Raw genomic sequence first — 25,707 nt, 5'->3', positions numbered from 1 at the left:
CCGGTAATCGCGGTGCTTGCGGTCAATCATCCGTATATGAATAATACATTCATCAATGAACTCAATGGCGCGGGCCGCTGACGGTGCGCGCGGCTGACCCCGCAGGATAACCAAGCCGCCGACGAGCGGAGCAAAAGATGCCGGTCGATCTGCCGGCTGTTGCGTCGCACCGACGCTCAACGAGGAGGAGACGATGGCGTACGGTCCGGCGTTGGCGCGAAGCGGCGATGTGCAAGGCCATTCGCTGCCTCTCGGGAGCACGGCCGCTGGCGTCCTTGCCGCGCCGGTTGTCGACGTGCGCGGCGTAGTCAAGCGCTTCGGCGCCACGACGGCGCTGGCCGGCGTAGATCTTGCCGTCATGCCGGGCGAAGTGCATGCGCTCGTTGGCCGCAACGGCGCGGGCAAATCGACGCTCGTCTCGCTGCTCGCGGGGCTCGCGCGGCCCGACGCCGGGCAGATCCGTTTCGCGGGCGAGCCTGTGCCAGGCCTCGCCGGGCGCAGCCCCGGGTGCTTGAGCGTCGCCTGCGTCCACCAGCACTCGACGGCCATTCGCGAGCTGTCCATCGCCGAAAACCTGTTCCTCAATCGGCAGCCGTACACTCGCGGCGCGATCGACTGGCGCACGATGCGACGCGAGGCCCGTGCATTGCTCGACCGCTGGCATATCGGTGTGCACGAGGACACCCGCTGCGCGGAGCTCGACGCCCCGGCGCTGCAACTCGTCGAAATCGCGCGCGCTTTGTCGCAAGGCACCCGTCTGATCGTGCTCGACGAACCGACCGCCCAGCTCGATCGGGGCGAGATCCGGCGGCTGTTCAGTCGCATCGAGGCGATGCGGCGCGAAGGTGCGACGTTTCTGTTCATCTCGCATCGATTGCAGGAAGTCTACGACGTCTGCCAGACGGTGACGGTATTGCGCGATGGGCGGCGTGTGCTGACGGCGCCTGTCGAGGGACTGCCGCGCGAGACGCTCATCGACGCAATGACAGGCGACACAGGAGGCGATGGCATCGCCGAGCTCGGCATGCGAAGGATGCGGACGGCCGAACCGGTCGCGTTGGAAGTGGCGGGGCTCGCGGGTGCGGAGTTCGATGCTGTTTCGTTCTCGGTTCGACGCGGTGAGGTCGTCGGTCTGGTCGGAGCGTCGACGAGCGGGCGCGTGGAACTCGCCGAGGCGATCGCCGGCCTGCGCAAGCCGCGCTCGGGCGCGGTCCGCGTTCACGCACGAGGCGGGACGGCGGCAACCACGCTTCCCTACGGCGATGTCGGGGCCGCGCTCGATGCGGGTGTGGGCTGCGTGCCGAAGGCGCGCCACCGCGAAGGTCTCGTGCTCGGTCAATCGATCGCCGAGAACGCGACGATGACATTGGCTCGACGGCTCGCTCCGTGGGGCATCGTGCGCGATGCCGTCAAGAGCCGGCTGGGCGCCGAGGTCATTGCGTCGCTCGGCATCGTTGCGCGTGGGCCGCAAGTGCCGGTGGCGACGCTCTCCAGCGGCAACCGTCAAAAAGTCGTGATGGCGCGCGCGCTGGCGACGAATCCCGATGTGCTCGTACTCGTCGATCCGACGCTCGGCGTCGACGTGAAGTCGAAAGAGATATTGCTCGCCCAGGTCGACCTCGCCCGCGACGCCGGCCGCGCGGTGATCGTCTCGAGCGGCGAGCTCGACGATCTGCGCAGCTGCGACCGCGTATTCGCGATGTTCCGTGGCCGCATCGTCAAAACATTTCCGGCCTTCTGGGCCGACCGTGAATTGATTGCAGCAATCGAAGGAGTCGACCTTGATGAAGCCTAGTCTGTCCGGCGCCGCCGTCGAAGTCCGCGCGGCCGGGTTCCCGTTTTCGACTGGACAGCCCCGTCCGTCGCCCATACGCTCGGAAGTCGCGCGCCGGCGCGAAGTGGCGCTCTTGTCGGCACTCGCGCTGCTCGTCGCGATGGGCTCGTTCGTCAGTCCCAATTTCCTCGCACGCGCCAATCTCGTCAACGTGCTCGCTGCAACGTCAGTCCTTGCACTCGTCGTGCTTGCCGAGTCGCTGATCGTGCTCGTCGGCCAGTTCGACTTGTCGCTCGCGTCGACCTTCGGACTCGCCCCGGCGGTCGGCGTCATGCTCGTCATGTCAGCCGGTTCCGGCGGGCTAGGCTGGGCGTGGCCCGCGGCGGCGCTTGCGGTCGTTCTGGCCGTGGGGGCCATGATCGGCTGGATCAACGGATTGCTCGTCGTCAGACTGCGCCTGAACGCTTTCGTCGCGACGCTTGCGATGCTGATCGTATTGCGCGGCGTGCTGGCCGGTGTGACGCGAGGGGGTGCCGCGTTCGTCCTGCCTCCGTCGGTTCGCACGCTCGCGGCGGCGAGCGCGCTCGGGCTGCCGATGTCGGTCTGGTTCGCCGCGGCATCGTTCGCCGCGGCTGCGTTCATGCTGCGCTATCACCGGCTGGGCCGCGCCCTTTATGCGATAGGCGGCAGCCGTGAGGCGGCGCGCGCGGCGGGCATTCGCGTCGAGCGTATCGTATGGGGTGTGTTCGTGATCGGCGGTGTCCTTGCGGCCGCCGGCGGTGTGGCGGCCGCGGGCTACGGCGGTGTGGCGGCCGCGGGCTACGGCGGTGCGATCGACGCCAGCGGTCGCGGCGACATGATTTTCACGGTGGTCGCCGCGGCCGTCGTTGGCGGGATTTCGCTCGATGGTGGCAAAGGGTCGATACTAGGTGCGCTCGTGGGCGCAATGCTACTGGGCGTAGCGCAGAATCTGCTGACGCTCGCGCATGTGCCGTCGTTCTGGGTTCAAGCGATTTACGGTGCGCTGATCCTCGCAGCGCTGATGTCGACGAAACTGACCGGCGGTGACGCATGACGACGATGACTTCTCCGACATTCGATCCTCGCCTGATTCTGCTTGCGCCGGAGGACAACTGCGTGATCGCCGCGACGACGCTCGAAGCCGGTACGGCGCTCGCCATCGACGGCGAGACCGTCGTACTCGCGACGACGATTCCGCTCGCGCACAAGCTCGCGCGCCGTCCGCTCGCAGCGGGCGAGAAGGTCATCCGCTACGGCGCGCCGATCGGCCATGTGACGGCGAGCGTCGCACGCGGCGAGCATCTGCACATGCACAATCTCGTGAGCGACTATTTGCCCACGTATACGCACGACGAAGGACACAGCTTCGTCGCCCACGACAAGCGTTGAGCACCGATCCCTTTTCGACGGATACTTCGATGAACGAGCTCTCTTCCGAATCAGCCCCGCTTCGCGGTTACTTGCGCAGTGATGGCCGCAAGGGCATTCGCAACGTGATCGCGGTCGCGTATCTCGTCGAATGCGCCCATCACGTGGCGCGCGAAATCGTCACGCGCTTTGGCCCGCGCTACGACGAGTCCGACGCCGACGCCGGGGAGGGCGACTTCGATGTCGCCAACGCCCACGACGAACAACCCGATGTCCATCTGATCGGCTTTCCCGGCTGCTATCCGAACGCCTACGCGGAGAAAATGCTCGCGCGTATCGCCACGCATCCGAATGTCGGCGCGGTGTTGTTCGTCTCGCTCGGCTGCGAAAGCATGAACAAGCACTATCTGGCCGATCTCGTGCGCGAAAGCGGACGGCCGGTCGAGGTGTTGACGATCCAGGAAACGGGCGGCACGCGCAGCACGGTGATGCGCGGGGTCGACTGGGTGAAGCGCACGCGGCAGGCCTTGCGCGCGCAGGGCACCGTGCCGATGCAGCTTTCGGAACTCATCGTCGGCACGGTCTGCGGCGGTTCCGACGGCACGAGCGGTATCACGGCCAACCCGGCCGTGGGGCGTGCGTTCGATGCGCTCATCGAGCGCGGCGCGACCTGCGTCTTCGAAGAGACGGGCGAGCTCGTCGGCTGCGAATACCATATGAAGTCGCGCGCGGCACGGCCCGAGCTCGGCGACGCGATCGTCGAATGCGTAGCGAAAGCGGCGCGCTACTACACGATCATGGGGCACGGGAGCTTCGCGGTCGGCAATGCCGACGGCGGGCTCACGACACAGGAGGAGAAGTCGCTCGGCGCCTATGCGAAAAGCGGGGCATCGCCGATCGTCGGCATCGTCAAGCCGGGCGATGTGCCGCCGACGGGCGGTCTTTACCTGCTCGATGTCGTGCCCGACGGCGAGCCGCGCTTCGGCTTTCCGAACATCAGCGACAATGCCGAAATCGGCGAGCTGATCGCCTGCGGCTGTCACCTCATTTTGTTCACGACGGGCCGCGGTTCGGTCGTCGGCTCGGCGGTCTCGCCGGTCATCAAGGTTTGCGCCAATCCAGCCACCTACCGGAAACTACCGGGCGACATGGACGTCGATGCCGGGCGCATCCTCGAGGGACGCGGCACGCTCGACGAGCTTGGGCGCGAAGTCTTCGATTTGACCATCGATGTCGCCAACGGCGCGCGGTCGAAGTCGGAGATGCTCGGCCACCAGGAATTCATTCTGACCTACAAGGCATTCGAGCCGGTTGGCCCGGCCTGTTTGCCGATCGTGCCCGCGGCGGCGCACGCTGGCGGACTTCAAATGGAGCGTTTATGAATCCTACGGCAACATCCCCAGGGCATCCGCTCGAGGGCAGGCTCGCCGGCAAGGTCGCGGTCGTGACCGCGGCCGCGCAGGGCATTGGCCGCGCGTGCGCGGAGCGATTCGCGCGCGAGGGCGCGCGCGTCGTCGCGACCGATATCCGGCTCGATCTGTTCGGCGACGTCCCGTTCGAGGCGCGCCCGCTCGACGTGCGCGACACGGCCGCGATCGCGGCGCTCGCGAGCGAGCTCGGCGGCATCGATATTCTGCTCAACTGCGCTGGTTTCGTGCACGCGGGCAGCGTGCTCGAATGCGAAGAGCAGGACTGGGATTTCTCGTTCGATCTGAACGCGAAGTCGATGTACCGGACGATCCGCGCGTTTTTACCGGGAATGCTCGAGCGGGGCGGCGGCTCGATCGTCAATATGGCGTCGGCGGCCTCGAGCGTCAAAGGCGTGCCGAACCGCTTCGTCTACGGCGCGTCGAAAGCCGCGGTGATCGGGCTCACGAAGTCGGTCGCCGCGGACTTCGTGACACGCGGTGTCCGATGCAACGCGATCTGCCCGGGTACCGTGGCTTCGCCCTCTTTGACGGCGCGCATTGCCGAGCAGGCGCGGGCCCAAGGCAAGTCGGTCGGCGAAATCGAGGCGGCATTCGTCGCGCGTCAGCCCATGGGCCGCATCGGCAAACCCGAAGAGATCGCCGCGCTCGCGGCCTATCTCGCATCGGACGAAGCTGGCTTCACGACAGGGCAGGTCCATCTGATCGACGGCGGCTGGTCCAATTGATCTTTCCCACTTTCCCTTATCGCATTCCACTGATATGAAACTGCTTCGTTATGGGCCGAAAGGCCAGGAAAAGCCCGGCCTCGTCGATGCCGAGGGCAACATTCGAGACTTGTCGACCTACGTCGACGACATCGTCGGCGATGCGCTTTCCGACGCGAGCCTCGCGCGGCTGCGGGCGATCGATTCGGCGACACTGCCGGTTGTCCACGGCGAACCGCGGATCGGTGCCTGTGTCGGCCGGGTCGGGAAGATGGTGTGTATCGGTCTGAACTATGCGGATCACGCGGCCGAGTCGAACATGCCGATTCCGAGCGAACCGGTGGTCTTCAATAAATGGACGAGCGCGATCGTCGGCCCGAACGACGATATCGAGATCCCGCGCGGATCGAAAAAGACCGACTGGGAGGTGGAACTCGGCGTCGTCATTGGGCGGCCCTGCAAATATGTCGACGAAACGAATGCCCTCGATTACGTAGCGGGTTTCTGCGTCATCAACGATGTGTCCGAGCGCGAGTGGCAAATCGAGCGCGGCGGGCAGTGGGACAAGGGCAAGGGCTTCGACACGTTCGGCCCCTTGGGCCCGTGGCTCGTCACGCGCGACGAAATCGCCGATCCGCAGCAGCTTCATCTTTGGCTCGAAGTCGACGGGCACCGCTATCAGAACGGCAATACGCGCACGATGATCTTTACGGTCGCGAAGCTCGTCTCGTATCTTTCGCAGTGCATGAGCCTGCAGCCCGGCGATGTGATTTCGACCGGCACGCCGCCGGGCGTTGGTCTGGGCATCAAGCCGGAGCCCCTTTATTTGAAAGCAGGCCAGACGATCCGCCTCGGCATCGAGGGACTGGGCGAGCAGCGGCAACGCACGGTCGCCGCGGAGTGATCCGCGCCGCGCAAGCGTTGATGCAAGTCAAGCAGGACGCCCCCTACTGTCGACTATCCTGGTGAGAAGGGCGCATGGCACGTCAGCGCCTTTTGTCGTAAGGTTGCCGGATGGATTCGCCGCGGCACGGATGCTGCGAAAGGGGGCGCTATGCAAATCTCTTTTCCGATCGAGGCTCCGGAGTACTGTGGCCGCGACTTGGTGCTCGCGTTCCCTGCGCTCGTCGATGGCGAGCGCGTGCAATGCGCGATCACAGCCGAGGCGCTCGAAGACCACTTCGGCGCGCCGTCGTTGCGGGAAGAGGATGTCCTCTCGGCGTTCGAAACGCATCGGCATGCCATCGAAGGAGCCGCGCGCGAGTTGTTGCACGAGCTCGGCAAGAAGCCGGTGCTCCTGCACAGCGGGTTTTTCCGTTTCTACGACGCTTGATCCGCACCGAGGAGAAAACGACGTGCGCGCGATGGTGTTCGACGGCCGGTCGCCGCGGTTGACGGAGCGCGAGTTGCCGGATCCGACGCCCGGTCACGGGCAGTTGCTGATCCGTATCCGCGCGTGCGGGGTATGTCGCACCGACTTGCACGTGGTCGACGGGGAATTGGCCCATCCCAAGACGCCCGTCATACCGGGACACGAAATCGTCGGTGTCGTCGCGGGTCTGGGTGAGGGCGTCACCGAATTCCGGCTGGGCGAGCGTGTAGGGGTGCCTTGGCTCGGTCACACGTGCGGGCGATGCCGTTACTGCCGCGGCGGTCGCGAGAACCTGTGCGATCGGCCGGCGTTCACGGGCTACACGCTCGATGGCGGATATGCCGAATTGGTCGCAGCGGATAGCCGCTATTGTCTGCCGTTGCCGGCCCGCTACACCGACGCGGAAGCGGCGCCGCTGCTGTGCGCGGGCCTGATTGGATATCGCACGCTCGCGATGGCGGGCGATGCCCGGCGCATCGGCATCTACGGCTTCGGAGCGGCCGCGCACATCGTCGCGCAAGTAGCCAGCCATCAGCAACGGATCGTCTATGCCTTCACGCGGCCCGGGGACACGGCCGCGCAGCAGCTCGCTCGCCGACTCGGCACACATTGGGCCGGCGGCAGCGATGCCCCACCGCCCGAACCGCTCGATGCGGCACTTATTTTTGCGCCGGTCGGTGCGCTCGTGCCCGCCGCACTGGCGGCCGTCGTCAAGGGTGGCATCGTGGTTTGCGGCGGTATCCACATGAGCGCGATTCCGTCCTTTCCCTACGACCTGCTCCGGGGTGAACGGCGCCTTGTATCGGTCGCGAATCTCACGCGCGAAGATGGACACGCGTTCATGCGGATCGCGGAGGAAGTGCCGTTGCACATCGAGACGACACGCTACCCGTTGCGCGAGGCCAACCGGGCGCTCTCCGACTTGCGCGAGGGCCGCCTCACCGGCGCGGCGGTGTTGACGATCGGCGATTGAGGCGAGTCCTGGGCGTATATCGGCCGACTCAAACCGCTGCGAGCGCGGTCAGATCGACGATGCGAATTTTTTTGCCGCGGGTTTCGAGCAGGCCATCGCGCTGAAATTTGGAGAACATGCGGCTGACTGTCTCGAGCTTCATGCCGAGGTAATTGCCCATTTCCTCGCGCGTCATGCGCAAGTTGAATTCGGCGGCCGAATAGCCGCGCGCCTTCATGCGGCTCGATAAATTGAGCAGGAACGTGGCGACGCGCTGCTCGGCGCTCATCGTGCCGAGGAGCATCATGAGCGACGATTCGCGCACGATTTCGCTGCTCATCGTGCGCAGCATTTGCCGCTGCAACTGCTTCGATTCCGTGCACATCGATTCGAGTAGCGAATAAGGCATGATGCACACACTGCTGTCTTCGAGGGCTATCGCATCGCTGCTGTGTCGTTCGGCACAGACACCGTCGAGCCCGAGCACTTCGCCCGCAAGGTGAAAACCGGTGACCTGCTCTCGGCCATCGCGGTGCATGACGACGGTCTTGAACGAACCGGCCCGCACGGCATAAATGCTCTCGAACGGGTCGTGGGTACGGTACAGCGCTTCGCCGCGCTTGATATTCCGCGTCGTGTTGACGATCGCATCGAAGCGTGCGATCTCGTGAGCGGTCAATCCGTCCGGAACGCAGGCCGAGCGCAGCGAGCAGGTCGAGCAACCCTCCTTGACAGACGACGGTACCTTTCGACTGTAGGCATCCCAGGACGTGTCATGCGGGGCCGGGGACGTGCTTTCTTGTCGAGGGAAATCCAGTTCGAGCAACATGAGGAAGCCTCCGCCAGTGACGCGCGAGCGGCAGCACGCACGTGATCTTTCATGGCAGTGAGTATGACCAGCGCCCCGGGGAAAAAATATCAGCGTGATATGAAACTGGGGTAGGTATTGACGGGGTCGTGTAAGCATTTTCCTACGGTCGTGCAGGAATTCGCTCATTCCTCAGGCATGGAGTGCGTCGGCATCGCTCGTTGATCGGCATCAAACCAGGGCCGCCTTGCGGGTCGCACACTTATTGCTCAATGATCGATGCAATGGGCCGGTGCCCCGGAGAACCATCATGTATACACGTATTCTGGCTGCCATCGACGGCAGCCGCGCATCGCGTCTTGCGCTCGACGAGGCCGTGAAGATTGCCAGCGCTTCGGGCGCGGCGATCGTCGCGGTCTGCGTCGTCGAGCATGCGCCGCAACTCGTGGACGTCGGTGCGGTTTATCAGGGCGGCGAGGGCGCGAGCCCAGAGGCGATCGAGGCGGCGACGGCGGCGCTCGAGGAAGCGGAGGAAGTCTTCAAGGCGCAGGGGGTCGAAGGCACGTCGCGTGTCGTCGACGCGTACGGCGAAAGCGTGGCCTCGGTCATCGCTCGCGTCGCCGCGGAATGCGAAGCGGAACTCATCGTCATTGGAACGCACGGTCGCCACGGCGTGCGCCGCGTGTTGCTCGGGAGCGTTGCCGAATCGTTGCTGCGCATGGTGGATCTGCCGGTATTGCTCGTGCGCCACGATGAAGTGGCCCGCGGCGCCACCGCCAAACTCTGATGGTAGTCTGCGGCTCGCCCGCGCCTCGGCGTGCCGCGTCTATGGCGACGTGCCGTCGTGCTGTCGGGCCGGCACTCAACTTTCACGGGCCGCCGTATCGCTGGACGGGACGAGGAGAACCGGGCAGCACGAAATGCGCAGGAAGCGTTCTGCCACGCTGCCGAGCATGAGCCGTTGGAACCCGCGCCGCCCGTGTGTACCCATGACGATCAGATCGGCCGGCCACTCCTCGGCGATACGCAAGATCGTATGCGCAATATCGTCGCGAAGCGGGTTGGTCTCGACCACACGCGGCGTGCCGGTCACGCCGGCGGCTTTCATTTTCTCGGTCGCTTCGTCGACCACGCGCGCTCCCTGCTCGAAAAGCGCATCGCGCACCAGGTTGGGATCGTAGCCAGGCGCCTCCGAGCCGATGACCGGCACGTCCACGACATAAAGTGCAAGCAATTCGGCGTCCGAGCCGCTGGCGAACCGGAGCGCGGCCTCGAGCGCGCGCGTGGACGTGGCACTGCCGTCGATAGGGGCGAGGATGTGTCGATACATTTGGGGCCTCCCTCGAATTCGATCCGTGTTCCGGATATCATCGGCGCACGCTCATCGCCGCAGCCTGACCTGAATCGATTGCGCGCGATTCGGACGTCGGGGATGGCCGGACCGGGGAGCCACGACGACGCACCGACGCCGAGCGCCAGAAACGGGCCAGCTCGGGGTGGATCGCTTCGCGCCAGCGGGCTCCGGTAAAAAGACCGTAGTGATCGCAATCGGCGATCGTCAGGCGCATTCTCGAGCGCTGCGGCACGGACGTCAAAACGGTATGGGCGGCATGCGTCTGGCCCGCGCCGGTGATGTCGTCGCGATCTCCCTCGACCGTGCAAAGGGCGGTGCGAGCAAGCGCCGAGCCATCGATATGGCGTCCCGCGACGTGCCAAATACCGCGCGCGAGCCGATGCTCGCGGAACACGACCTGCAGGGTATCGAGGAAATAGTCCTCGGTCATATCGAGCACGGCGGCGTACTCGTCGAGCGCGCGTCGGCTCTCGGCTGTTTTTGCCTCGTCCGCACTCATCCGGTTCGTCCAGTACTGCGACTCGAGAGCGAGCTGGCGGTGCGGATGCGCGGCCATGAGCGCCGCATGTTGAAGATAGCCTGGATAGACCCGTCGGCCTGCTCCCGCATAACGCGACGGCACGATATCGATGACGGTGTCGCGGAACCAGTCGATGCTGTGAGCGAGCGCGAAGCGGCCGATGGCCGTCGGATTGATGCGCGCATCGATGGGACCGCCCATCAGCGTGAGGCTGAGCGGCGCCGGCTCGCCGCAGGCGGCGACGAGGGCGGCTGCGGCAGCAGCGGGTGCGGTGGCCTGGCATACGGCCAGGACATGCACTCCGGCGCCGCCGAGCATGCGCAAAAACCGTTCGATGGTCTGGACGTAGTCGTCGAGCCCGAATCTGCCGGCCGTTATCGGAACGTCTCGCGCGTTGGCCCAATCGGTCACATAGACGTCGGTGTCCTCCAGCAGCGTTTCGACCATCTCGCGCATCATGACGGCGTGATGGCCGGCCAGCGGCGCGCAGACGAGAACGGGATACGGGGCCGAGCGCACGACCAAGCCTTCGCGGGCGAAGTGACGCAGTGCGCAAAACGGTGTTGCCGCGACGACGGTTTCCTTCACGCTCACCTGGCGTTCGCCGATCGTCACCGAATGAATATCGAAGCCCGGCGCTTGGGCGGCGGTCTGAATGAAGCGGCCGAACCAGCCGCTGCCCGGAACGGCGATACCGCCCGGCGCTACGGGCAATCCGAAAAGGCGCCCGGTATATTCGGTCCACGCGCCAACGGAGCGCGCCAACGCGCGCTGCGCTTCCAGCCAGTCGTAGAGCATGACCGCCTCCCGCGGCACGCCGCGCTCGCGAACGTGTGACTCACGCAGCATGGCGACGCCCGGCTATTGTGCCGACGCGGCATGCCGGCTGGCAAGCCCGTCTTTCCGCCAGAAGCGGATTTGTCGCCGCCGGTTGCAGCTGTTGTACTATTGGGCGTTTTTGTCCAACGTAACCAGTCACGCATGCTCGATTTCTTTCGCAACCACAAGCGCCTGATGATGTTCATGCTCGTCCTCGTCATCGTGCCGGGGCTGGGCTTCATCGGTATTCAGGGTTTCCGCGGGTTCTTCGACGAAAGCGCCAATGTGGCGAGCGTCAACGGCCATAAAATCACCCGCGCGGAATTCGACGACGCGATGCGTCGGCAGCTCGATCAGGCGCGGCAGGTGCTCGGTGCGCGCTTCGACGCGAAGATGTTCGATACCCCCGAGCGCCGGCGCGAATTGCTCGACAGCCTGATTCAGCAGCGCGTGCTGGCCGATGAGGCGCAGCGCGAGCACCTGAGCGCATCGGATGACGCCGTGCGTCGTGCGCTGCTGGCCGATCCGGTGATTGCGTCGCTGCGCAAGCCCGACGGGTCGATCGACGTCGATCGTTATACCCAGTTGCTCGCGATGCAGGGCATGACACCCGATCAATACCAGGAGCGTGTCCGTTACGGCCTGGCGATGGACCAGATCCCCGATAGCATCCAGGCGAGCGCGTTCGTGCCCAAGAGCGTTGCCGAGCACCTGGCTCAACTTGCCGAGCAACAGCGCTCGGTGCAGCCGCTGGTGCTGCACGCCAGCGATTACGCCTCGAAGGTCAAGGTGGACGACGCGCAGCTCGCCGCGTACTACGATGCGCATCGCGCCGATTTCGCGACGCCGCCGACGGCATCCATCCAGTACGTCGTGTTCTCCCCGGCTACGCTCGGCGCCGGGATCAACCCGACCGAAGCCGATGCGAAGAAGTACTACGACGACAACACGGCGCGTTTTACGACACCGCGTGAAGTGCGCGTGAGCCAGATTCTGATTCCGTCGCCGAGCGGTGCGAAGCCCGATGAGGACGCGGCCGCGAAGAAAACGGCGCAGGATGTACTGGCGCAGGTGAAGGCGCATCCCGATCAGTTCGCGCAGATCGCTCAGAAAGAATCGAAGGACCCGGGCTCGGCATCGAAGGGCGGTGACCTCGGCTGGTCGACAGGCGGCGTGATCACGGGCGACAAGGCGTTCGACGCGGCCGCACTCGCGTTGAAGAAAAAGGGCGATGTCAGCGACGTGGTGCGTTCGGCGTTCGGCTACCACGTGATCGTGCTGACCGACGAAAAGCCGCCCGTCGTCAAGCCGTTCGCCAGCGTGAAGGATCAGATCGAGAAGGAGCTGAAGTCGCAGCAGGCCGCCAAGGCTTTCAGCGACGGCTCCGACGCATTCACGTCGACGGTCTACGAACAGGCGAAGAGCCTGCAGCCGGTTGCCGACAAATTCAAGTTGACGCTGCAAACGGCCACGGTCACCAACAAGCCCAGCGCGTCGCTGCCGCCGGACAGCCCGCTCAACAATCCGAAGTTCCTGGCTGCTGTCTTCGCCAACGATGCCGTCAAGGACCATAACAACACGCAGGCGATCGACGTCGGCAATAACACGCTGATCTCGGCTCGCGTGACCGACTTCAAACCGGCTGCCACGCTGCCGCTGGCATCGATCAAGGATGCCGTGCGCGCCCGCTACGTGGCCGAGCAGGCTGCCGAGCTCGCCCGCAAGGAGGGAGCCGCCAAGCTTGCGGAATTGCAAAAGTCCAAGTCGACCGCGGGCTTCGGCGCCGAGATGAAGCTCTCGCGCACGGATGCGCAAAGCGTCCCGCCCCCGGCGTTGAGCGCGATCTTCAAGGTCGATTCCAGCAAGCTGCCCGTCTACACCGGCGTGGATCTTGGCGAGGCCGGTTACGCCGTCTATCGTGTGAATGCCGTGCTGCCCGGTGCGCCGATCGACCCCGCCCGGCTTGCGGGAGCGCAACAGCAACTGTCCCAGATGAGCGGACAGACCGATATGCAGGCTTATATCGATGCACTGTGCGCGCGCTCGAAGGTGAAGTTCTACGGAGCGGCGGACGGCAAATCAGGTAGTACCGATTGATCGATTGCCGGCAGATCCGGCTTAGCGGATTTGCCGGCGCTGCAGGAGCGGCGCGAGAGCAGGCCAGACGTTATCGAGCAGTACCGGCTGCGCCTGCTCGGTCGGGTGCATCTGATCGCTCTGGAACATGTCCGGCTTGTTTTCGATGCCGGCGAGCAGAAACGGGACGAGCCGTACATCGAGTTCCTTGGCGAGCGCGCCGTAGATTCGATGGAACCGCTCCGTATAGGCGGGGCCGTAATTGGCCGGCACATACATGCCGACGAGCAAGACCTTCGCCTTGCTTTGCTGCGCGTCTTTGATGATCGTGCGCAGGTTGTCTTCCGTCGTCGATAGCGGGACACCGCGCAACGCGTCGTTGGCGCCCAACTCGACGATCACGATCGACGGCTTGAGGCGCGATATCAATTCGGGCAGGCGCGCGCGGCCGCCGCTCGTCGTGTCGCCGCTGATGCTTGCATTGGCGACGCTATAATCGATGCGCTCGTTCGCCAGGCGGCGCCTCAGCAGCGCAACCCATCCTGAATCTCTGGGCAGGCCGTACTCGGCCGAAAGACTGTCGCCGAGCACGACGATGACCGGCTTGGCCGGCGCGGCGGCGTCCGCCGTAGCGACGGCCGAGGTCGCGACGACGGCGAGCGCGATTGCCAGCAACGCTCGGCGAAGATTGCCGGCGAGCGCACCTACTTTCGAGCGACGCGCCTTCCTCATGCAGAAAAATACCGATCCCATCATCGAAGTACGCAATTTGTTCAAGCGGGTCAAGGACGCAACGGGCGAGCTGACGATACTCGAGGACATCACACTCGAGGTCACGCCCGGCAGCAGCGTGGCAATCGTCGGTGCCTCCGGCTCCGGCAAATCGACGTTGCTGGGCTTGCTCGCGGGATTGGACAATGCCACGTCGGGCTCGGTTCGATTGTTCGGCAAGGCGCTCGAAACGTTGTCGGAGGATGAACGGGCGAATCTCCGAAACGGCACGGTCGGATTCGTCTTTCAATCGTTTCAGCTGATGCCGCATCTGACCGCCCTCGAGAACGTGCGCTTGCCGCTCGAGTTGCAAGGCGCCGTCACATCGCACGAGGCAACGGGCCGTGCCCGCGCGCTGCTCGATCAGGTCGGCCTCGGCGCGCGCACCGGGCACTATCCGAAGGTCCTGTCCGGCGGCGAGCAGCAGCGGGTCGCGCTCGCCCGTGCCTTCGTCACACGCCCGGCCATCCTCTTCGCAGACGAGCCGACAGGCAGTCTCGATGCCGCGACCGGGCACGCGGTCATCGATCTCATGTTCGAGATGAACGCGGCACACGGGGCCACGCTCGTGCTCGTCACGCACGATCTCGAACTTGCGCGTCGTTGCGCGCGCATCGTGACGCTCGATGCGGGCCGGGTTGCGCATCGTTAGGGCGAGCGCCGTCAGTGAGCCGAGCCCGCCCGGTGGAGGTTCAACGCTTGCTGGCTTCGCGCGCTCGCGCGATCAGCGCGGAAGTGGACGAATCGTGCCTGGATGCGTCGAACTGCGCCGCGACGAGGTCCGCCTCCACGACTTTGCCGAGTATCTTGCCGAGTTCCACGCCCCATTGATCGAACGGGTTGATGTTCCAGATCGTGGCTTGTACGAGCACCTTGTGCTCATACAGTGCAATGAGCGCACCCAGCGCGTGGGGCGTCAATGCGTCGACGAGCAGTGTCGTCGATGGCCGGTTACCCGGAAAGACGAGGTGCGGCACGAGCTCCGGCTTGTCGGGGCCGGCGACCTTGCGTGCTTCTTCGACCGTCCGCCCGAGCATGAGCGCTTCGCTTTGCGCGAAGCAATTGGCGAGTAGCTTCGGATGGTGGCTCGCGAGCGGATGCTCGGGCGTGAGCACCGCGATGAAGTCGATCGGCACGATGGTCGGGCCTTGATGCAGCATCTGGAAGAACGCGTGCTGTCCGTTCGTGCCCGGTTCGCCCCACGTGACGGCCGAAGTCGCGTAGTCGACGAATTGTCCGTCCAGCCGCGCGGACTTGCCGTTGCTCTCCATTTCGAGCTGCTGCAAATACGACGGCAAGTAGTGCAGCGCCTCGGAGTACGGCGCGACGAGATAGCTTTGCGAGCCGAAGAAATTGCGGTACCAGATGCCGACGAGTCCCATCAGTACCGGCAGGTTGCGCTCGAGCGGGGCTTGCCGGAAGTGGGTATCCATGGCATCCGCGCCGGCTAGCAGCGCGTCGAAATGCTCGGGCCCGACGGCGATCATGATCGAAAGACCCACAGCCGACCACAGCGAATAGCGCCCGCCCACCCAGTCCCACATTTCGAAGATGTTCTGTTCATCGATGCCGAACTTGACGACTTCGCCCGGATTGGCGGACACGCCGACGAAATGCTTGGCGAGCGCTTGCTCGGGGCAGCCTCGTTGCACGAACCAGTCGCGCAGCGAGCGCGCGTTCGTCATGGTCTCGAGCGTCGTGAACGTCTTCGAAACGACGATCGCGAGCGTCTCCTCCGGATCGATGCGCGCAAGGACGCGAGCGAGATCGGCACCGTCGACGTTGGAAACGAAGTAGCTGGCGATCTCGGGATGCGCGAGATGATCGAGCGCATGGACGACCATTTTCGGGCCGAGGTCCGAACCGCCGATCCCGATATTGACGACATGACGGATGCGCTTGCCGGTGTACCCGGTCCATGCGCCGCTCCTCACGCGTTCGGCGAAGGCGGCCATCTTGGCGCGCTCGGCGCTGATTTGCTCGTGGTAGGGGGCATCGGCGCGCGTGGCTCGCAACGCGGTATGCAACGCCGCACGGCCCTCCGTGGGGTTGACGATGGCGCCTTCGAACATGGCGTCGCGACGCGCTTCGACACCCGCTTCGCGCGCGAGCGCAACGAGCAGGCGCAGCGTGTCGTCGGTGATCCGGTTTTTCGAGAAGTCGGCGACGAGGCCGCCTCCTTCAAAGGTGAAGCGCTCGGCGCGGGTGGGGCTGGTGTCGGCGGCGAACCAGTCGCGCAGCCGCGCTTCGCGAATCGTGTCGTAATGCGCTTGCAGCGCGGACCAGGAGGAAAGCGAGTTCGTCGTCATGGCTGTCGGTCGATCGTTGGGGGCTCGAACGAAGGCCGCGGCACAGGTGGCCGGGCCGGCTTTCGCTTGCTGCTGCGACCCGCTGCGCGCCGCCGGCCGCGATGGCGGACGGCGCACGCCTCTCAAGCAATGTGGCGGGGTCGAACAGTATAGCGGCGTTGGAGGGGCGCTCGCATTACGTGCACGCGTCACTCGCGTGTCGGATATATCAGCCGATTAATGGACGCGCGCACCGTCGCGGCGAGTTCTCCCGCCGTCAAGCCGGCCGGCCCAATCCCGTGGGCCGTCAGCGTATCCGCGGCAAGACCATGGAGATAGACACCGGCAAGCGCGGCCTCGAAGGCCGGCAGGCGCTGAGCGAGCAAGGCGCCGATGATGCCACCGAGCACATCCCCCGTGCCTCCGCTGGCCAACGCAGCGCCGCCGGTCGGGTTGATCGCCACGCGCGTATCGGGAGCCGCAATGACGGTTCCTGCGCCTTTCAGGACGACAATTGCACCGAACCTGGAAGCCAGCGTTCGCGCGGCTGTGACGCGATCGCGCTGCACCGTCGCCGCGTCACAGCCCATTAGACGCGCCGCCTCGAGCGGATGCGGCGTCAGGACAGTCGCTGCGCCCGCTGCGCCGCGCTCGACGAGCGCCTGCGCGAGATGGGCCCGCTGCGCCAGCAAATTGAGCGCGTCCGCATCGAGCAGTTTCGGCATATCGAGCGCGATAGCTTCTGCAAGCACATCGGCCGCGCGTTCGCTTTGTCCCATGCCGCAGCCGATCGCCAGCGCGTCCATGCTCGCGAGGCGAAGCGTATCGAGCGGATGCAGCATCAATTCGGGGTAGGGCGGATCGTAGGGCGGCGCGCCGCTACCGAGAAAGGCGACGTGCACTTTGCCCGCCCCGGCATGCAGCGCGGCCCGCGCCGCGAGAATCGGTGCGCCGCACATACCGGTGTCGCCACCGACCACCGCAAGGCTACCGAACGTCCCTTTATGCGATGCGAATGTGCGCGCAGGAAAAACGTCGGTGAAGAGAGCTGGCGCGTTCAACTGAGCGACAGGCGTCGACAGCGCGATGGCGTCAGCGTCGATGTCGAGCGGTGCAACCCATAAAGTGCCGCTCAAATCGCGGCCGTGGCCCATGTAAAGGCCTGGTTTCGCGCCGATGAACGTGATCGTGTGCGAAGCGCAAGCGGCAACGGCGCCGCCGACGATGGTGCCCGAGTCGCTGTCCAGCCCGCTCGGCACGTCGAGCGCGAGCACGCGGCCGCGTCCGCGGGCGTGCGCGCCGATGCGGCCGGCGAGCTCGGCGAAAATGCCCTCGAGCGGACGCGCGAGCCCGATCCCGAACAGACCGTCGACGATCCAGCCGTAGCGCTCGAACGATGCCGGCGGCACATGCGAGATCGGCACGCCGGCCGAGCGCGCCGTACCGAGCGCCCAGCGCGCATCGTCGGGTTTGACCTCGACCGGCATGCACACTTCGACAGGCACGCCGGCCTGGTGCAGCCCCGTTGCGCACATGAGCGCATCACCGCCGTTGTTACCGGGGCCTGCCGCGAGCCAGACGGGCCATCCGCCCGCCAAGGAACCGTCGTGTCCGGCCTGCTCGAGCAGGCATCGCGCCGCTGCCGCAGCGGCGCGCGTCATCAGCGTGTTGGCAGGCAACCCTGCCGCCGCACGATGCTCGATTTCGCGCACTTGCGTCACCGAATAAAGCGGCAGCGGTCGCTCCTGCGGATGGACAAAACTGGAATGCGGCGGGGGCGAGGCGGCTTCTGTCATGGGGCTCGGGTGTCCGGGAGCGTTTCAGCGGCAACGGGCGCGAGACCGATCGTTCGCCACCCATGGCGTGCCTCGGCGGTGGGTGGCCGCACGCTTGCGGCCGTGCGGTGGTTCGCTCAGCTCGCGAAACGATCGGCGCGCAACGCGGCAAGCGTATCGGGCGGAACACTGGGCTCGGTGCCGCTGATGATTTCAGCAAGCACTTTAGCAGACCCACAGGCGAGCCCCCAACCGGCCGGGCCGTGCGCGAGATTGACAAAGAGCCGCGGATGCGACGCCCGACCGACGACGGGCAACCCATCCGGCGAAAGCAACTGGACACCATCCCACGAGTGCGCGGCCGAAATCTTGGCGGCGCCCGGTATCCAGTCATGCGTGGCTTGCGCCAGTAGGGCCGTTGCGGCCGTGGCAAGCGGTTCCGGCGCCGGTTTCGCGATTTCGCGCTCGGGCTGTACCAGTGCCGCACCCGCCACACGCACCCTCTGATTCACGCGCGTCATCGTAATGCGCCGGATCGTATCGACGACCGCGACGTGCGGCACACACTCCTCGTAGGCGATCGGTGCCGTCAATGCGAAAAAGCGGGCCGGGTGCAAGGGCAGATTCGTCGTGGCCCGTTCGATGAGGGGGAGGCTGCCGGCGCCCGCGGCAACGACGATCGCGTCGGCCGAGACGACATCGACTTCCCGTGCGCTCGCGCGTTCGCTCGGCACGGGCGCAAGCTCCACCGCCGCGCGCTGTTCGTCGAGCCGCAAGGCTTCGACTGCGCGGCCGAACATGAACCGGACACCGGCTTGCTCCTCGAGCACTTGTTTGACGAGCTTCGTGAACAGCGGGCAATTGCCCAGGCGCTCATGCTCGAAGAACACGCCGCCCGCAAACTCGGGATCGGTGGGTATCGAATGCTCGAGATCGGCACATTCGCGCGCCGTGAGCACCTGATGCTGGATTTCGAACTCGCGCAGCAAATCGAGCGCGCTTTGCGCAAGCTCCCACTCGCGCGGGTGCTGCACGACGTGAAGCATTCCACTGCGCTGCTCGAATTCGAAATCGAAGCGCGTCTCGAGCGCCGCGAGCGTCTCGCGCGACAGATCGACGAGCGGCCCGAGGCGCCGATACTGGTCCCGAAACGCATCCGGCTCCTGAAAGGCAGCGAGGCGCTGCATGAAGCGCCGCGTGCTGCCGTTGAAGCCCGGCTTGTAGACGAGACCGCTGCGCGGTACCCGCGCATTGGGCACGAATGTGGGGCCGAACCATACATCGAGCGGCGTGGGCAGGAGCGCGCCGCCATGCCCATAGGTGGCACCTTGCGCAACGGTTGCATGGCGCTCGATGACGCAGACGCGATGTCCGGCCGAATGCAGCTGATATGCGGTGGCGACGCCGACGACCCCGCCGCCTATGACGATGACATCCATTGAATGATTGCTCTTCAGCCGTGCAAACCGCGAGGCGCGCTCGCATTGCGCCTTCGCGTCGAGGAAGCAAACCGCGCATGATAGCGCCAATCGGGCCGGCACGCCTCACCCGCGCGAGCGAAACCGGTCCCGGGCCATGGCCGCGCGCGCGCCGCGGCGGGATCGCGGCTTGGAGGGCAGCGGCTTATTGGGGGCTGACTTCCGGGTATAATGCTGGTCTTCCTTTCGCTTCATGTCGTCCGCACGCGTGGCCAGTGATGCGCGTGCCCGACCCATCGACGCCCACGTCCTTTCATGGCTCACTTCTCGTGCTTTCCCGGTGCTTCGGCGCTCTCCGACTTCCGTCAATCCCGTCTCATCGACACGCTCGGCCGCATCGACGCGAATATCGTCGATGTCCGCGGGCAATATCTGCACTTCGTCAGTGCGGCCGAGCCGCTCTCGCGCGAGGATAACGAGCGCATCGAGGCGCTGCTCCACTACGGCGCGCCGTTCGCGGCCGGCGAAGGGCGCGGTGCGGGCGAAACGTTTCTCGTCCTGCCCCGCTTCGGCACGATTTCGCCGTGGGCCAGCAAGGCGACCGACATCGCTCATCACTGCGGTCTCGATCACGTGCGGCGCATCGAGCGCGGAATCGAGTACGCGGTGACGCTCAAAGCGGGCTTTCTGGGCGTCGGGGCCAAAAAAGGACTTTCGGACGAAGCGCGCGCCGCGGTCGCGGCGGCGCTGCACGACAGGATGACCGAAAGTATCGTGGCCTCGCGCGACGATGCGCACCATCTGTTCGACGAATTGCCCGCCAAGCCGCTTTCGACGGTCGATGTCCTCGCCGCGGGCCGGGCCGCGCTCGTGCAGGCCAACAGCGAGCTGGGCCTTGCGCTGGCAGACGACGAGATCGACTATCTCGTCGATGCCTTCACGAAGCTCGCGCGCAATCCGAGCGACGTCGAGCTGATGATGTTCGCACAGGCGAACAGCGAGCACTGCCGGCACAAGATCTTCAACGCGCAATGGACGATCGACGGCGAGCCGCAGGACATGTCGCTTTTCGCGATGATCAAGAACACCGAAAAGCTCAATCCCCAAGGCACGATCGTCGCCTATTCGGACAATTCGGCGATCATGGCGGGCGGCTCGGCTGAGCGCTGGTTTCCGCGACAGGCCGCCGATGCGGGTGACGGCGCAGGCGTGTTCGACGAGCGCTACGGCCGCCACGTCGAGCTCACGCACACGCTGATGAAGGTCGAAACGCATAACCATCCGACCGCCATCTCGCCGTTCGCGGGCGCCGCGACGGGCGCGGGCGGCGAAATTCGCGATGAAGGCGCGACGGGACGCGGCGCGCGGCCGAAGGCGGGGCTCACCGGATTCTCGGTGTCGAATCTCGCACTGCCGGACGCGCTCGAGCCATGGGAAAACGCCCGTGACGCCACCGTGCCGCTCGCCGTGCGCAATCCTGCGGACGCATACGGCGCCTACGGCCGCCCAGAGCGCATCGCATCGCCGTTGCAGATCATGATCGACGGTCCGCTCGGCGGCGCTGCGTTCAATAACGAATTCGGGCGGCCGAATCTGGGCGGCTATTTCCGCGTCTACGAGCAAAACGTCGGAGGCCAGGTACGGGGCTACCACAAGCCGATCATGATCGCGGGCGGCATCGGCAACATCTCGGATGCCCACACGCACAAGCACGACTTGCCGGCAGGCTCGCTGCTGATTCAGATCGGCGGCCCCGGCATGCGCATCGGCATGGGCGGTGGCGCCGCGAGTTCGATGGCAACGGGCGCGAACACGGCGGAACTCGATTTCGACTCGGTCCAACGCGGCAATCCGGAAATCGAGCGTCGTGCGCAGGAAGTCATCAACGCTTGCTGGCAGTTGGGCGCCGGCAACCCGATTCTCAGCATTCATGACGTCGGCGCGGGCGGTCTGTCCAACGCATTCCCCGAGCTCGTCGATGGCGCGGGCAAAGGCGCGCGCTTCGAACTGCGCCGCGTGCCGCTCGAAGAGAGTGGATTGTCGCCCCGCGAAATCTGGTCGAACGAAGCGCAAGAACGCTATGTGCTGGCGATTGCACCGGCCGATCTGCCGCGTTTCGAGGCCATCTGCGTCCGCGAGCGCTGCCCGCTCGCCGTCGTCGGTGTCGCGACCGAGGCGCGCCAGCTTCAACTGGTCGACACGCAAGGCGAGGGCTCGGCGCAGTATCCCGTCGATATGCCGATGGATGTGCTGCTGGGCAAGCCCCCGCGCATGCACCGCGATGTCGCGCGCGTGAGTGCTGCGCGGGTACCGGTCGACGTGACCGGTTTGTCGCTCGCCGAGACGGCGGTGGCGGTGCTCAAGCATCCGAGCGTGGCAAGCAAGTCCTTCCTGATCACGATCGGCGACCGTACCGTCGGCGGCACGAGCGTGCGCGACCAGATGGTCGGCCCATGGCAAGTACCGGTGGCCGACTGCGCGATCACAGCGGTCGACTACGCGGGTTTTCGCGGCGAAGCCATGACGATGGCGGAGCGCGCGCCGCTGGCCGTCATCGATGCACCCGCGTCCGGCCGGATGGCCGTCGGCGAGGCCATCACGAACATCGCCGCTGCGCCCATTGCTTCGCTCGACAAACTCAAGCTGTCGGCCAACTGGATGGCCGCGTGCGGTAGCCCTGGCGAGGATGCCGCGCTGTTCGATACCGTCAAGGCGATCGGCATGGAACTGTGCCCGGCGCTCGGTATCAGCATTCCGGTCGGCAAGGATTCGCTGTCGATGAAAACGAAATGGGACGAGCGCGGTGTGGCAAAGGAAGTCACGGCGCCCGTTTCGCTGATCATTTCGGCATTCGCGCCTGTCGACGACGTTCGCCGGCATCTGACGCCGCAGTTGCGGCGTGCGGCCGAGGTCGGCGACAGCGTGCTGATCGCGATCGATTTGGGCCACGGCAAGCATCGGCTCGGGGGCAGCATCCTCGCACAAGTCACGCAGCAAGTCGGCGACAGCGTGCCGGACGTCGACGACCCCGAAGATCTCAAGCGCTTTTTCACGGCGATTCAAACGCTCAATGCCGACGGCTTGCTGCTGGCCTATCACGATCGCTCCGATGGCGGACTGTGGGCCACGGTTTGCGAAATGGCATTTGCCGGGCATGTGGGCGTTTCGTTGAACGTGGACATGCTCGCGCTCGATGCCGGTCATGAGTTCGATTACGGGGACGCCAAGGATTGGGCGAAGCAAACGAGCGGGCGTCGCGACGACCGCACGCTGCGTGCGCTGTTCAACGAGGAACTCGGCGCCGTCGTGCAAGTGCGTGCGAGCGAGCGCGACACCGTGCTCGCGCTGTTGCGCCAGCACGGGCTGGGCGCGTGCTCGCACGTGATCGGCAAGCCGAACGAGCGCGATGTCGTCGAGATCTACCGCGACGCCAAGAAGATCTATGACGCGCCGCGCACCGAGCTGCAGCGGGCGTGGACCGAGGTGAGCTGGCGCATCGCACGGCTGCGCGACAATCCCGCCTGCGCCGACGCCGAGTACGAGACATTGCTCGATGCGGCCGACCCGGGAATCGCGCCGCATGTGACGTTCGATCCGAGCGAGGACATTGCCGCGCCGTTCATCGGCACGGGCGCACGCCCGCGCGTGGCGATCCTGCGCGAGCAGGGCGTGAACTCCCACCTCGAAACGGCCTATGCATTCGATCGCGCCGGTTTCGATGCTCATGATGTCCATATGAGCGATCTGCTGTCGGGCCGTACGACGCTTGCCGACTTCGCGGGTGCCGTCGCATGCGGCGGCTTTTCGTATGGCGATGTGCTGGGCGCCGGCGAAGGCTGGGCGAAGACGATCCGCTTCAATCCGCGGCTCGCGGACATGTTTGCCGCGTTCTTCGGCCGTCCCGAGACGTTCGCGCTCGGCATCTGCAACGGCTGCCAGATGCTCAGCAGTCTTGCTTCGATGATTCCCGGCGCCGAAGCGTGGCCGAAGTTCACACGTAACAAGTCCGAGCAGTTCGAAGCGCGCTTTTCGTTCGTGCGCGTCGAACCTTCGCCGTCGATTTTCTTTGCGGGCATGGAAGGCTCGCGCCTTCCGGTTGCCGTCGCACACGGCGAAGGCTTTGCAGACTTCTCGCAGCAAGGCGACGCGTCCCGGGTAAGCGTCGCGATGCGCTATATCGATCATCGCGGCGAGGCGACGGAGCGGTATCCGTTCAATCCCAACGGCTCGCCGAACGGCATCACTTCGGTGACGACGCCCGATGGCCGCTTCACCGTGCTGATGCCCCACATGGAGCGTGTGCATCGCACGGTGCAGATGAGCTGGCACCCCGAGGGCTGGGGCGAGGCGAGTCCGTGGATGCGCGTGTTCCGAAACGCACGGCGCTGGCTCGGCTGAGCGCAAGGCACCGCCTCGCCGCGGCGCTTGGGTCCTGAAACGACAAAGCCGCCCGATGAAGGGCGGCTTTGTCGCTCGAGGGGCGGCCTGCGATTACTGGATCTTGGCCTGGGCGCGCAGGTTCTGCTCGAACGCCTGCAGTTTTTCCTGCTGCATCTGCTGAACGATCTGCGGCTTGACCTGATCGAGCGGCGGCGGGGCGATGGCTCGCGTATCGTCGAGCCGGATGATGTGCCAGCCGAACTGTGTATGGACGGGCGCGTCCGTCATCTGGCCTTTCTTCAGGTGTTCCGCGGCCTGCGCGAATTCCGGCACGTAAGCCTTCGGATTCGACCAATCGAGGTCGCCGCCGTTTTTCGCCGAACCGGGATCTTTCGAATACTGCTTCGCCAGGTCTTCGAAACTTGCACCGCCCTTGATCTTGGCGATCAGGTCTTTTGCCTGCTGTTCGTTCTCGACGAGGATGTGATGCAAGTGCAGTTCGTTGCCGGCGGCTTGCTTGACGAGTTCGTCATAGCGCGCCTTGACCTCGGCATCGCTCGGCGCGTGCTTCTTGACGAAGTCCTCGATGAGCGCACGCAGGACGACCGTTTGCTGAGCGACGGCGATCTGGGCCTTGACGTCGGGGTGCGACGGAATGCCTTCGCGCACGGCTTCCTGCATCAGAATTTCGCGATTGATCAGTTCATCGCGCACAGCTTGTTGCAATTGCGGCGAATCCTGCTGCCCCTGCTTGACGAGCTGACCCACGAGCGCGTCCGCGCGCGATTTCGGAATCGGCGTTCCGTTCACGACGGCAACATTTTGCGCAAAAGCCGGGGCGGCGGCGAACGCAGCCAGCAGCACCCAAAGACGGGGTTGGTTAAAGGTCATCGAGAGTTCCTAACGTTTCCTAACGGGAAGGGTTCGGTCAATCGTTGCGCCGCGAATGCTTCGCACGGGTTCGATACGATGCGTGTTGATCGTTCGGGGCGTCGTATTCAGGACGTCGAAGACGGCGCATCGCCGAGCCGCGCGAATTCTTCGGGCGTGTAGGCCGTGATGGCGAGCGCGTGAATGCCGCGCTGCATCACGTCGGCCAGCGCATCATACACCAGCCGATGCCGCGCCAGCCGGGGTTTGCCCGCAAACGCGGACGATACGAGCGTCACCGCATAATGCCCGCCGGCGGCCGCGCCGGCATGACCCGCATGCAGCGCGCTGTCATCGCGGACCGTGAGTGACGAGACGGGCAGCGCCGCACTCAGGCGCGCCTCGATGAAGGCAATGCGCGCGGCGGGTCCCGCTTCGACGAAAGCGCTGCTCGACAGTTCACTCATCGCTCACTCCTCCTTCAAATACTTCGCAAGCCACAGACTCTGCGCGACGATGAAGACGACCATCGCCCCCGTCGTGCCGAACAGCTTGAAGTTGACCCACTGCGACTCCGTGAAATTGCCGACCACATAGAGGTTGGCCACACCGAGCGCCACGAAAAAAAGCGCCCACGCCACGTTGAGCTTGTCCCAGACGCCGCCGGGCAGGCTCAGCTGTTTGCCCATCATGGTCTCGATCAGGTTCTTGCGAAAGCCATAGCGCGCGACGAGCAGGCCCAACGCGAAGAGCCAGTAAAGCGCGGTCGGTTTCCACTGAATGAATTTCTGATCGTGCAAGACGAGCGTCGCACCCCCAAAGACGACGATGACGGCGAGACTGACCCACAGCATCGTATCGACCTTGCGATGGCGAAACGCGACCCAGGCAACTTGCAGCAAGGTCGCGGCAATGGCGACGGCTGTCGCCGTGAAGATGCCCCAGACCTTGAATGCGACGAAAAAGAGGATGATCGGGAAGAGGTCGAAGAGAAATTTCATGAATGG

General features: G+C 65.2%; 22 protein-coding genes. 12 read left to right on the top strand and 10 right to left on the bottom strand.

What is annotated here, in order from left to right; genetic code table 11:
- Positions 1 to 193: 193 nt before the first annotated feature.
- The 8 genes from GWC77_RS16690 to GWC77_RS16655 all read left to right on the top strand — a co-directional run bounded on the left by GWC77_RS16690 (position 194) and on the right by GWC77_RS16655 (position 7,642).
- Entirely contained in the window at positions 194 to 1,795 is a 1,602-nt protein-coding gene (locus tag GWC77_RS16690; protein WP_173258693.1) for a sugar ABC transporter ATP-binding protein, read from the top strand.
- On the top strand, positions 1,758 to 2,849 hold the full coding sequence (locus tag GWC77_RS16685; RefSeq protein WP_254367004.1) for an ABC transporter permease: 1,092 nt from the start codon (positions 1,758 to 1,760) through the stop codon (positions 2,847 to 2,849). Before GWC77_RS16690 ends, GWC77_RS16685 begins: the two co-directional genes overlap by 38 nt.
- A 5-nt stretch (positions 2,850 to 2,854) precedes the next feature.
- Positions 2,855 to 3,184: a UxaA family hydrolase gene (locus tag GWC77_RS16680; protein ID WP_173258719.1), complete on the top strand. Its 330-nt coding sequence runs from the start codon at positions 2,855 to 2,857 to the stop codon at positions 3,182 to 3,184.
- Positions 3,185 to 3,213: 29 nt separating this feature from the next.
- On the top strand, positions 3,214 to 4,545 hold the full coding sequence (locus GWC77_RS16675) for a UxaA family hydrolase (protein ID WP_173258690.1): 1,332 nt from the start codon (positions 3,214 to 3,216) through the stop codon (positions 4,543 to 4,545).
- Complete coding sequence (locus GWC77_RS16670; protein WP_173258688.1) at positions 4,542 to 5,318, top strand: SDR family oxidoreductase; 777 nt, start codon at positions 4,542 to 4,544, stop codon at positions 5,316 to 5,318. The genes GWC77_RS16675 and GWC77_RS16670 overlap by 4 nt, the downstream gene beginning before the upstream one ends.
- Before the next feature lie 34 nt (positions 5,319 to 5,352).
- Complete coding sequence (locus GWC77_RS16665; protein WP_173258686.1) at positions 5,353 to 6,201, top strand: ureidoglycolate lyase; 849 nt, start codon at positions 5,353 to 5,355, stop codon at positions 6,199 to 6,201.
- Positions 6,202 to 6,351: 150 nt separating this feature from the next.
- Positions 6,352 to 6,630, top strand: a complete 279-nt coding sequence (locus GWC77_RS16660) for a DUF1488 domain-containing protein (RefSeq protein ID WP_173258684.1) — start codon at positions 6,352 to 6,354, stop codon at positions 6,628 to 6,630.
- Positions 6,631 to 6,652: 22 nt separating this feature from the next.
- Positions 6,653 to 7,642 (top strand): zinc-dependent alcohol dehydrogenase family protein, encoded by a 990-nt coding sequence (locus GWC77_RS16655; RefSeq protein WP_173258682.1) that lies wholly within the window; start codon positions 6,653 to 6,655, stop codon positions 7,640 to 7,642.
- 28 nt (positions 7,643 to 7,670) lie between these two features.
- Here the strand turns inward: GWC77_RS16655 and fnr are convergent, their stop codons facing one another.
- Complete coding sequence (gene fnr, locus GWC77_RS16650; protein WP_173258680.1) at positions 7,671 to 8,450, bottom strand: fumarate/nitrate reduction transcriptional regulator Fnr; 780 nt, start codon at positions 8,448 to 8,450, stop codon at positions 7,671 to 7,673.
- Between the two features lie 289 nt (positions 8,451 to 8,739).
- Here fnr and GWC77_RS16645 point away from each other — a divergent pair, with 289 nt between their 5' ends.
- Positions 8,740 to 9,216 carry a universal stress protein gene (locus GWC77_RS16645; protein WP_173258678.1) on the top strand — a complete coding sequence of 159 codons (477 nt, stop codon included), beginning with the start codon at positions 8,740 to 8,742 and terminating at the stop codon, positions 9,214 to 9,216.
- 75 nt (positions 9,217 to 9,291) lie between these two features.
- Here GWC77_RS16645 and GWC77_RS16640 read toward each other — a convergent pair whose 3' ends face one another.
- Positions 9,292 to 9,759 (bottom strand): universal stress protein, encoded by a 468-nt coding sequence (locus GWC77_RS16640; RefSeq protein WP_173258676.1) that lies wholly within the window; start codon positions 9,757 to 9,759, stop codon positions 9,292 to 9,294.
- Positions 9,760 to 9,796: 37 nt separating this feature from the next.
- Positions 9,797 to 11,152 carry a polyhydroxyalkanoate depolymerase gene (phaZ, locus tag GWC77_RS16635; RefSeq protein WP_254367003.1) on the bottom strand — a complete coding sequence of 452 codons (1,356 nt, stop codon included), beginning with the start codon at positions 11,150 to 11,152 and terminating at the stop codon, positions 9,797 to 9,799.
- Between the two features lie 132 nt (positions 11,153 to 11,284).
- Between phaZ and GWC77_RS16630 the strand changes: the two genes are divergently transcribed.
- Entirely contained in the window at positions 11,285 to 13,219 is a 1,935-nt protein-coding gene (locus tag GWC77_RS16630; RefSeq protein WP_173258674.1) for a SurA N-terminal domain-containing protein, read from the top strand.
- 21 nt (positions 13,220 to 13,240) lie between these two features.
- Here GWC77_RS16630 and GWC77_RS16625 read toward each other — a convergent pair whose 3' ends face one another.
- Positions 13,241 to 13,930, bottom strand: a complete 690-nt coding sequence (locus GWC77_RS16625) for an arylesterase (RefSeq protein ID WP_254367002.1) — start codon at positions 13,928 to 13,930, stop codon at positions 13,241 to 13,243.
- Between GWC77_RS16625 and GWC77_RS16620 the strand changes: the two genes are divergently transcribed.
- Positions 13,929 to 14,621: an ABC transporter ATP-binding protein gene (locus tag GWC77_RS16620; protein WP_173258671.1), complete on the top strand. Its 693-nt coding sequence runs from the start codon at positions 13,929 to 13,931 to the stop codon at positions 14,619 to 14,621. The two genes, GWC77_RS16625 and GWC77_RS16620, sit on opposite strands and share 2 nt — an antisense overlap.
- 40 nt (positions 14,622 to 14,661) lie before the next feature.
- Here the strand turns inward: GWC77_RS16620 and pgi are convergent, their stop codons facing one another.
- The 3 genes from pgi to GWC77_RS16605 all read right to left on the bottom strand — a co-directional run bounded on the left by pgi (position 14,662) and on the right by GWC77_RS16605 (position 19,471).
- A complete protein-coding gene (pgi, locus tag GWC77_RS16615) occupies positions 14,662 to 16,278 on the bottom strand; it encodes a glucose-6-phosphate isomerase (RefSeq protein ID WP_173258669.1) in 1,617 nt (538 codons plus the stop codon).
- Between the two features lie 188 nt (positions 16,279 to 16,466).
- The gene (locus GWC77_RS16610) at positions 16,467 to 18,053 is read right to left on the bottom strand and encodes an NAD(P)H-hydrate dehydratase (protein WP_173258667.1); all 1,587 of its coding nucleotides are present in this window, start codon (positions 18,051 to 18,053) and stop codon (positions 16,467 to 16,469) included.
- Positions 18,054 to 18,169: 116 nt separating this feature from the next.
- Positions 18,170 to 19,471: an FAD-dependent oxidoreductase gene (locus GWC77_RS16605; protein WP_173258666.1), complete on the bottom strand. Its 1,302-nt coding sequence runs from the start codon at positions 19,469 to 19,471 to the stop codon at positions 18,170 to 18,172.
- A 294-nt stretch (positions 19,472 to 19,765) separates the two neighbouring features.
- On the opposite strand from GWC77_RS16605, the gene purL reads away from it, so the two are divergent.
- The gene (purL, locus tag GWC77_RS16600) at positions 19,766 to 23,848 is read left to right on the top strand and encodes a phosphoribosylformylglycinamidine synthase (protein ID WP_173258664.1); all 4,083 of its coding nucleotides are present in this window, start codon (positions 19,766 to 19,768) and stop codon (positions 23,846 to 23,848) included.
- Between the two features lie 93 nt (positions 23,849 to 23,941).
- Here purL and GWC77_RS16595 read toward each other — a convergent pair whose 3' ends face one another.
- The 3 genes from GWC77_RS16595 to GWC77_RS16585 form a co-directional block, all read right to left on the bottom strand.
- A complete protein-coding gene (locus GWC77_RS16595) occupies positions 23,942 to 24,721 on the bottom strand; it encodes a peptidylprolyl isomerase (protein WP_173258662.1) in 780 nt (259 codons plus the stop codon).
- A gap of 107 nt (positions 24,722 to 24,828) precedes the next feature.
- The gene (locus tag GWC77_RS16590; protein WP_173258660.1) at positions 24,829 to 25,167 is read right to left on the bottom strand and encodes a BolA family transcriptional regulator; all 339 of its coding nucleotides are present in this window, start codon (positions 25,165 to 25,167) and stop codon (positions 24,829 to 24,831) included.
- Positions 25,168 to 25,170: 3 nt separating this feature from the next.
- Positions 25,171 to 25,701, bottom strand: a complete 531-nt coding sequence (locus GWC77_RS16585) for a septation protein A (RefSeq protein WP_173258658.1) — start codon at positions 25,699 to 25,701, stop codon at positions 25,171 to 25,173.
- Between the last annotated feature and the right edge of the window lie 6 nt (positions 25,702 to 25,707).

Origin of the sequence: Paraburkholderia sp. NMBU_R16, from assembly GCF_013282575.1 — a bacterium.
Lineage (GTDB): Bacteria > Pseudomonadota > Gammaproteobacteria > Burkholderiales > Burkholderiaceae > Trinickia.
This window is presented reverse-complemented; position numbering and strand designations above follow the sequence as displayed.